At 70.6% G+C, this 7,026-nt stretch carries 8 protein-coding genes; 2 read left to right on the forward strand and 6 right to left on the reverse strand.

What is annotated here, in order from left to right:
- Positions 1 to 129: 129 nt before the first annotated feature.
- A complete protein-coding gene (locus tag GSE44_RS18100; RefSeq protein ID WP_159350230.1) occupies positions 130 to 639 on the forward strand; it encodes a hypothetical protein in 510 nt (169 codons plus the stop codon).
- A 128-nt stretch (positions 640 to 767) separates the two neighbouring features.
- Here the strand turns inward: GSE44_RS18100 and GSE44_RS18105 are convergent, their stop codons facing one another.
- The 3 genes from GSE44_RS18105 to htpX form a co-directional block, all read right to left on the reverse strand.
- On the reverse strand, positions 768 to 1,742 hold the full coding sequence (locus tag GSE44_RS18105; protein ID WP_159350231.1) for a Bug family tripartite tricarboxylate transporter substrate binding protein: 975 nt from the start codon (positions 1,740 to 1,742) through the stop codon (positions 768 to 770).
- Positions 1,743 to 1,892: 150 nt separating this feature from the next.
- Positions 1,893 to 2,615 (reverse strand): haloacid dehalogenase type II, encoded by a 723-nt coding sequence (locus GSE44_RS18110; protein ID WP_159350232.1) that lies wholly within the window; start codon positions 2,613 to 2,615, stop codon positions 1,893 to 1,895.
- A 20-nt stretch (positions 2,616 to 2,635) separates the two neighbouring features.
- The gene (htpX, locus tag GSE44_RS18115; RefSeq protein ID WP_159350233.1) at positions 2,636 to 3,601 is read right to left on the reverse strand and encodes a zinc metalloprotease HtpX; all 966 of its coding nucleotides are present in this window, start codon (positions 3,599 to 3,601) and stop codon (positions 2,636 to 2,638) included.
- 43 nt (positions 3,602 to 3,644) lie between these two features.
- Here htpX and GSE44_RS18120 point away from each other — a divergent pair, with 43 nt between their 5' ends.
- Complete coding sequence (locus GSE44_RS18120; RefSeq protein ID WP_159350234.1) at positions 3,645 to 3,812, forward strand: succinate dehydrogenase assembly factor 4; 168 nt, start codon at positions 3,645 to 3,647, stop codon at positions 3,810 to 3,812.
- A gap of 52 nt (positions 3,813 to 3,864) precedes the next feature.
- On the opposite strand, the gene GSE44_RS18125 is transcribed toward GSE44_RS18120, so the two are convergent.
- The 3 genes from GSE44_RS18125 to GSE44_RS18135 form a co-directional block, all read right to left on the reverse strand.
- Positions 3,865 to 4,974, reverse strand: a complete 1,110-nt coding sequence (locus GSE44_RS18125; protein WP_159350235.1) for a glycosyltransferase family 4 protein — start codon at positions 4,972 to 4,974, stop codon at positions 3,865 to 3,867.
- A gap of 228 nt (positions 4,975 to 5,202) precedes the next feature.
- A complete protein-coding gene (locus GSE44_RS18130; RefSeq protein ID WP_159350236.1) occupies positions 5,203 to 6,450 on the reverse strand; it encodes an RsmB/NOP family class I SAM-dependent RNA methyltransferase in 1,248 nt (415 codons plus the stop codon).
- Between the two features lie 122 nt (positions 6,451 to 6,572).
- Positions 6,573 to 6,815 (reverse strand): hypothetical protein, encoded by a 243-nt coding sequence (locus tag GSE44_RS18135; protein WP_159350237.1) that lies wholly within the window; start codon positions 6,813 to 6,815, stop codon positions 6,573 to 6,575.
- Positions 6,816 to 7,026: the final 211 nt, after the last annotated feature.

Below are 7,026 nucleotides of genomic sequence, written 5' to 3' on the forward strand. Positions count from 1 at the left end.
CCGGGGCGCTTTCGCGGCAACGGCAGGCCGCGGGCGGCGTTTGGACGGTTCCGCTGCCTTGATGTGCCGCAGGAACGGAGGCGGGCAGCAACCGGCTGCATGCCGCCAATCCGATCACGGAGACTCCGAATGCGTGCAAAGATCCGCCTGTTTGCCGTGGTGCCGGCGCTATGCTTTGTCCTCCTGGCCAGCGCCCTCGCCCAGACGAATACGAACCGGCAGGGGACGGCGCCGCAGACACCTTCCGTCGCAAACCCGAACCCGGACACCGCAACGCCCCGGGCGCCGGACATGCAGACCTATCGCGGCATGCTGCAGAAGGCCGTGCAGGACCTGCGGGGGGAGATTTCGCGCGTCGAGGGCGGCGCGGCTTCCACCCAGCAAGGCGCCATGTCACCGGATGTGATACACCTGATGCAGACGGCGCGGAATTCCTGGCAGATCGCGCAGCGCGCGCCTGCGAACTTCGCCACGAGCCGTGCCTATGACGATGCCATGCAGGAGATGCGGCACCGTGTCGCCGACATCTCTCATGAACGTCCGTCGATGCCCGCCCCGGAGGCGCTGAACGCCGCGCGCGGGGTGCTGCAATCATTGGAGAAACTCAATCAGGCGGTCTCCACGGGGCAGCCTTCCTAGATGAGCGCCAGGAACGTCCCGGGCCGAGGCATCCGCGGTTTCCAGGCGTTCACGTCAGATATTCCGTACTGTGCTGCCCATGGGCGGGACCGCGCCTCCGCGATTCCACCCATGGTGATACGCCAGGCTCAGTCCATGCGCGCGCCGGACAGCGCCACCATTTCCTTCCACATCGGGCGCTCGCGCTCCGCGCGCTCCCGCGCGCCTGCCGCCGTGGTGCCGATCGCCTGCGCCCCTGCGACCAGGAAGCGCTGCCGGGTCGCCGGATCGGCGGTCACCTCCTGAACGGCGGCGGAGAGCTTCTCCTGGATCGCGGCGGGCAGCGCGGACGGGCCGATCAGCGCCGACCAGGCGGTGACCACGAAATCCGGCACCCCAGCCTCGGCCATGGTGGGCACCTGCTGCATCGTCGGCCAGCGCTCCGCCGTCGTGATGCCGAGCGCCGTCATCTGCCCCTGCTGGATGATGCCGGCATAGGAAGCCAGGTTGTCGATCGCGAAATCCACGTCGCCGGACAGCATCGCCGGGATCACCTGGGCCGCGCTGCGGAAGGGCACGTGGGTGCAGGCGACACCCGCGCGCTTGAACAGAAGTTCCGAGCACAGATGCGCCGAGGTGCCGACGCCCGAGGTGCCATAGGTCACGCCGCCCGGCTTGGCCTTCGCCCAGGCCAGGAAGTCCTTCAGCGTGCGTGCCGGAACATGCTTCTCCGCCACCACCGCGACATTCGGCACCTCCCAGATGATCGACATGGAGGTGAGGTCGCGCACCGGGTCATAGGGCATGGAGCTGTAGAGGAAGGGATTAATGACGAAGTTGCCCACCGGCGCGGTGCCCAGCGTGTAGCCATCGGACGTGGCCTTCGCGACCACATCCACGCCGATATTGCCGCCGGCGCCGGAGCGGTTCTCCACCACCACGGGCTGTCCCAGGCGCTCGCGCAGCCCGTCCGCCAGGATCCGCGTCAGCACATCCGTCGCGCCACCGGCGGGATAGGGGCAGATCAGCCGGATCGGGCGCTCGGGATAGGCGGATTGCGCGCTGGCCGTGCCGGCAAGGGCAATTGCACCGGCGGATCCCAGAATCATACGACGTGAAAGCATCAAAGTTCCTGACTTGCACTTCATGGAAAACGCGGAACAGGCAGCACGTTATCAGCCGCCACCTTCCGATTGGTTACAGTGCCAGTTTCGTGCCAGCACTTCGTACCGGCAAACACCCAAGCAAACACCATGGCGCCGCGTCGCCGCCCCTCAGGCCCCAACGCGCTCCGCCAAACGGACGAAGTCCTCCGCCACCACGTCCCAGTCCTGCTCCGGCGCCAGGTCCTTCGCCTGCCCCGGCCCGTGCTCCGTCGGGCGTGCCACGAAGGCGGTCCGCAGCCCGCAGCGCCGCGCCGCCGCCAGGTCCCCGTTATGGGCCGCGACGAGGCAGACCTCCTCCGGCCGCATCGCCAGCACCTCCGCCGTGCGGAGATAGGCCTCGGGCGTGGGCTTATAGGCGCGCGACACCTCCGCCCCCAGGATCGCGTCCCAGGGCAGGCCTGCGCGCTTGGCCATGTCCGTCATCAGGATGATGTTGCCGTTGGACAGCGGCGCGATGATGTAGCGTGCCTTCAGCCGCGCGAGCCCGGCCACCGAATCCGGCCAGGGATCCAGCCGGTGCCAGGCAAGGTTCAGCTCATCCAGTTCGGCCGCCGGAACCCGTGCGGGATCGATGCCGAAATCCGGCAGCACCGCCTCCAGGTTCTCCCGGTGCAGCACGTCCAGCCGTGTGAAGGGGCGCGCGCCGCTGCGCACCGCCTCCATCGCCGGCTGGTAGCGGCAGCGCCAGGCATCGGCGAAGGCAGCGGGATCCACCGCCCCGGCCGCGTGCCGCGCCAGGAAGGGCGCCGCCTCCCGTGCCACGCCGCTCCGCCAGTCCACCACCGTGCCGAACACGTCGAACACCAGGGCACGCACCGCTTGCAAGGGCATGGGAATCCTCCAGGCCGGAACTATGCCCAGGGTCCGCGGCGGCGGCCAGCGGGCCGCTCCCAGGGGCGCCCGGCCGGGCCGCGTGATGCCGCGCCGCCCCATGGCCCCGGCGCCGCGCCGCCGAAGGGCGGCCGCCCCACCGGCATCCCACCCGCCATCTCCATCAGCGCCCGCACGCGGTTCTCCGTGCTCGGATGGGTGGAGAACAGGTTGTCCATCCGCGCGCCCGAGAGCGGGTTCACGATGAACAGATGGGCGGTGCCCGGATTCGCCTCGGCCCCCTGGTTGATGAAGGCGTGCCGTCCCGCTTCCAGCCGCTGCAGCGCATTGGCCAGCCCGCGCGGATGCCCCGCGATCTGCGCGCCCAGCCGGTCCGCCTCGTATTCGCGGGAGCGGCTGATCGCCATCTGCACCAGCATCGCCGCCAGCGGCGCCACGATCATCGCCAACAGCAGGCCGATCCCGCCCAGTGGGTTGTTCCGGTCCCGGTGCCCGAACAACCCGCCGAACTGCGCCACCATCCCGATCGCGCCCGCCAGGCTGGCGGTGACGGTCATGATCAGCGTGTCGCGGTTGCGAATATGCGCCAGCTCATGCGCGATCACCCCGGCCACCTCCTCTTCCGGCATCATCGCAAGCAGGCCGGTGTTCACGGCCACGGCCGCGCGCTCGGGTGAGCGCCCCGTCGCGAAGGCATTCGGCTGGTCCTCGTGGATGAGGTAGAGCGCCGGCATGGGCAGCCCCGCCCGCGCGGCCAGCCCCTCGACCAGCGCATAGAGCTGCGGATGATCCGCCGGGCCGATCGGCTGCGCATTATGCATGCGCAGCACCATCCGATCCGAGTTCCACCAAGCGTACAGGTTCATGCCGGCGGCGATCAGGAAGGCGATCACCATCCCCTGCTGCCCGCCCAGCATGTAGCCGACCCCGGCGAAAAGGGCCGTCAGACCCGCCATCAGGATGGCTGTACGCGCGAGACCGGACACGGACCCTGTTCCTCCTTTGCTGTTCCATCCCTATTTGGGGTGCATGGCCGAGAACGACGACACCAAGACCCAACCTTCCACGCCGGTTCCGCCCGCATCCGATGCGCCGTCCGGAACGCCGCCCAAGCCCGTCGAGATCGGGGGACCCAAGGGCCCCGAGCCGACGCGCTATGGTGATTGGGAGCGGAAGGGGCGGGTCAGCGACTTCTGAAGGAAGGCCGGGGGAAGGAATTTCCCCGGACCCCCATCGTTTTCCTTCGGGTTCAGAGGCCCAGCAGGTCGAGGGTTCGGGCGACCACGACGGCTTCGTCGTAGAGGGCGAGTGCCCTTGAGCGGCCGGCCTCGCCCATCCGTGCGCGAAGGGGGGCATCGGCCGTCAGTTGGTTCAAGGCGCCCGCCAGCGGCTCCACCGTCGCCGGCGGCACGAGAAGCCCGGTCTCCCCCGCCACGACCTGTTCCCGCGGGCCGCTGATATCGGTGGCCACCACCGGCAGGCCGGTCAGCATCGCCTCGATCACCGACATGGGCAGCCCCTCGAAATGGCTGGGCAGGCAGAAGATGTCGGAACCCGCGAGCACCCGCTCCGTATCGTGCCGGTAGCCCAGGCGGCGCAGGCGCGGGCCTAGAATCTCGGCTGCGCGGGCAAAATCCGGCTCCAGGTCGTAGCCATGGTCGCTGGCAAGCCGCTCCCCGACCACCCAGAGCATCGCACCGGGCACCGACTCCATGGCCCGCAGCAGCTCCGGATAGCCCTTGTGGCGCACGAGGCGGGAGATGGCGGTGACCACCACCTCCCCTGGCGCGGCCCCCAGTTCCGCGCGGATGGCGGCGCGCGCGGCGGGATCGGGGTGAAAGCGCGCCGGGTCGCGGCCGTTCCCCACGGCGACGGGGTTTGGGTGGATGCGCAGGCGCCGGGCGTCGCGCGCCTCCTCCTCGCTCACGGTCAGGAAGGTGTCAGTCAGCCGCCCGCCGACCCATTCGACCGCCAGCGACAGGCCGCGCCGCCAGAGCGGGCCGGGCTGGTTGAACAGGAAGCCGTGGCAGGTATAGCCCGTGCGCGGCACGCCCTCCGCCCGTGCTGCGACGCGGGCGAGCAAGGCGGAAATCGGGAAATGGGCGTGAATGAGATCCGGCCGATACTCCCGAATCACGCGGCGGAGGGCCTGGAAGGCCCGCCAGTTGGCGCTGGGCGAGAAGCTGCGCGCCATGGGCACGGGAAGAACGGTGAAGCCCTCCGCCCGCGGCAGGTCCAGCAGCGGGCCTTCAGCGCAGGCGCCCAGGACCTCATGCCCGCGCGCCCGGGCCGCCCGCATCAGCGGCAGGATGAAGTGAAGCAGCGCGAAATCAACATTGGCGACGAAGAGAACCCGCATCCGGCGCGCCCCTAGCCCTGCGCCATGCGGCTGCCGGGGCGGCGGAGGCGATGCGCCCGTCCCGTCTTCGGCCGAAGGGGAAGCGGCCCAGGGGCGGTGGAAGCGGGATGTGACGGCATGCGGGAGGCGACTTGGCGCATTTCGCCCCGCCTGTGCAGCCCCCTCGATGCGGGAAGGACCGCCATCCGGTGTGGATCGTGCAAGGATGACCGGAGGCGGCGGAGGCTCCTAGCCCCGCAGGAAGCGGGCGACGAAGAACCCGTCCATCCCGCCCTTCTCCACCCAGAAATCCGGCCGGGTCCGCAGCGCGCCATCGGGCGTGATGGCGGCTTCGAGGCCAGGCACCTCTTCCGGCCGCACCGGATCGGGACGCAGGCCAAGCGCGGCGAGGCGCGCCATATGCGCCTCCCCCTCCTCGGGCTGAAGAGAGCAGGTGGCGAGCACCAGCCGCCCGCCGGGCGCCAGCAGCCCGGCGGCAGCCTCGAGCAGCGCGACCTGAGTGGCGGCAAGCTTCGGCACATCCCGTGCACGGCGCAGATGCGGCACCTCCGGATGGCGACGGATGGTGCCGGTGGCGGTGCAGGGGGCATCAAGCAGCACGGCATCGAAGCTGCCGCGCCGCTCGGCGGACCAGGGGATGGCATCGGCCACCACCAGCTCGGCCTGCAGCTTCAGCCGGGCGAGGTTCTCGCGCAGGCGGGTTGCCCGGCGCTCCTCCTTCTCCACTGCCGTGACGGCGGCGCCGGTGGTGGCGAGTTGCGCCGTCTTGCCCCCGGGTGCCGCGCAGAGATCGGCCACCCGCTCCCCCGGCCGCGCGGCCAGCAGGCGCGCGGGCAGGCTGGCGGCCGCGTCCTGCGCCCAGAAGGCGCCTTCTGCGAAACCGGGAAGCTCGGTGATCCGCGTCCCTGCGGGCAGGCGGGCGGTGCCATTGGGCAGGATCTCCGCCCCCTCCGGCGCCGCGGCGCCAGGGGCAAGGGAGAGGTCCAGCGGCGCCGGCAGGGTATGCGCCTCGGCAATGGCGCGGACCTTCGGGCCATAGGCGGCATGCCAGGAGGTCCAGAGCCAGGCCGGCGTGTCCAGCCGGGCGGCATCCAGCCCTTCCAGCGCGGCTGGGCCCTCGGTGGCGACCTTGCGGAGCACGGCATTCACCAACCCGGCAAAGGGCTTGGGCGCCAGGGCGACGGCGGTGCCAACGGCCGCATGGGCCGGAGTGCCCAGCAGCAGCAGCTCCGCCGCGCCGATGCGCAGCGCCTGCAGCGCAGGTGGCGAGGGCTCCCGCCGGAGATAGGGTTCCAGCACCGCGTCGATGCTGCCGAGCCGGCGCAGGACGGCGGCGGCGATGCGGTGCGCGGCGGCCTTGTCGCGCGGCTGGATGTGCCCGGGCAGAGAATCCAGCGCCTCGTCCAGCCCGCGCCGGCGCTCCAGCACGGCGGTGACGAGGGCGAAGGCGGCGGAGCGTGTGGGGTTCAGGGGCATGCAAGGGGCGACTTGGCGCATTTCGGGGCGGCTGTGCACCCCTCTTTCATGCAAGAAGGGCCGCCGGCATGGCCGGCGACCCCTCATTGCGGATCAGGAGCGGGGCGGCCCGCTGTGATCGGTCAGCCCTGCTGGCCGCCACTCCCCGTTGCGCCGCTCTGCTCAAGTATGGACTGCGGGCTGGGGCGCTGGGCCAGAGGCTGCGCCGGGCGTGTGGTCGGCGCCCGCGTCTCTGAAGTTGCCTGCATGGCCTGCGCGGGGGCGGGCGTGCTGGCAGCGAGGGCGTCCTGTGCGATCGCGGGGCCGAGCAGCGCCGCTGCGAGACCTAGGATGCGGAGGGATGTGGGAATTCGGGTGTAGGACACGACTTGAATCCTTATACCAACCGCCTTGATCGCTGACTCGCATGTGATCCCGCCAGCGCCACAGGTGTGATTCGCTCCTCCCCATGGTTGGTTCGGGAGGCTGAGATGGCGCTGGCGATCACACGGCAGGATCTTTCGGCGGCCGAACTCCGGAAGTCAGCGGCGCGGAGCCGTGATGCGAATGCGGCACGCCGGATGCTGGCGATCGCGC

The sequence above is a fragment of the Muricoccus harenae genome (assembly GCF_009848505.1).
Taxonomy (GTDB): Bacteria; Pseudomonadota; Alphaproteobacteria; order Acetobacterales; family Acetobacteraceae; genus Roseomonas; species Roseomonas harenae.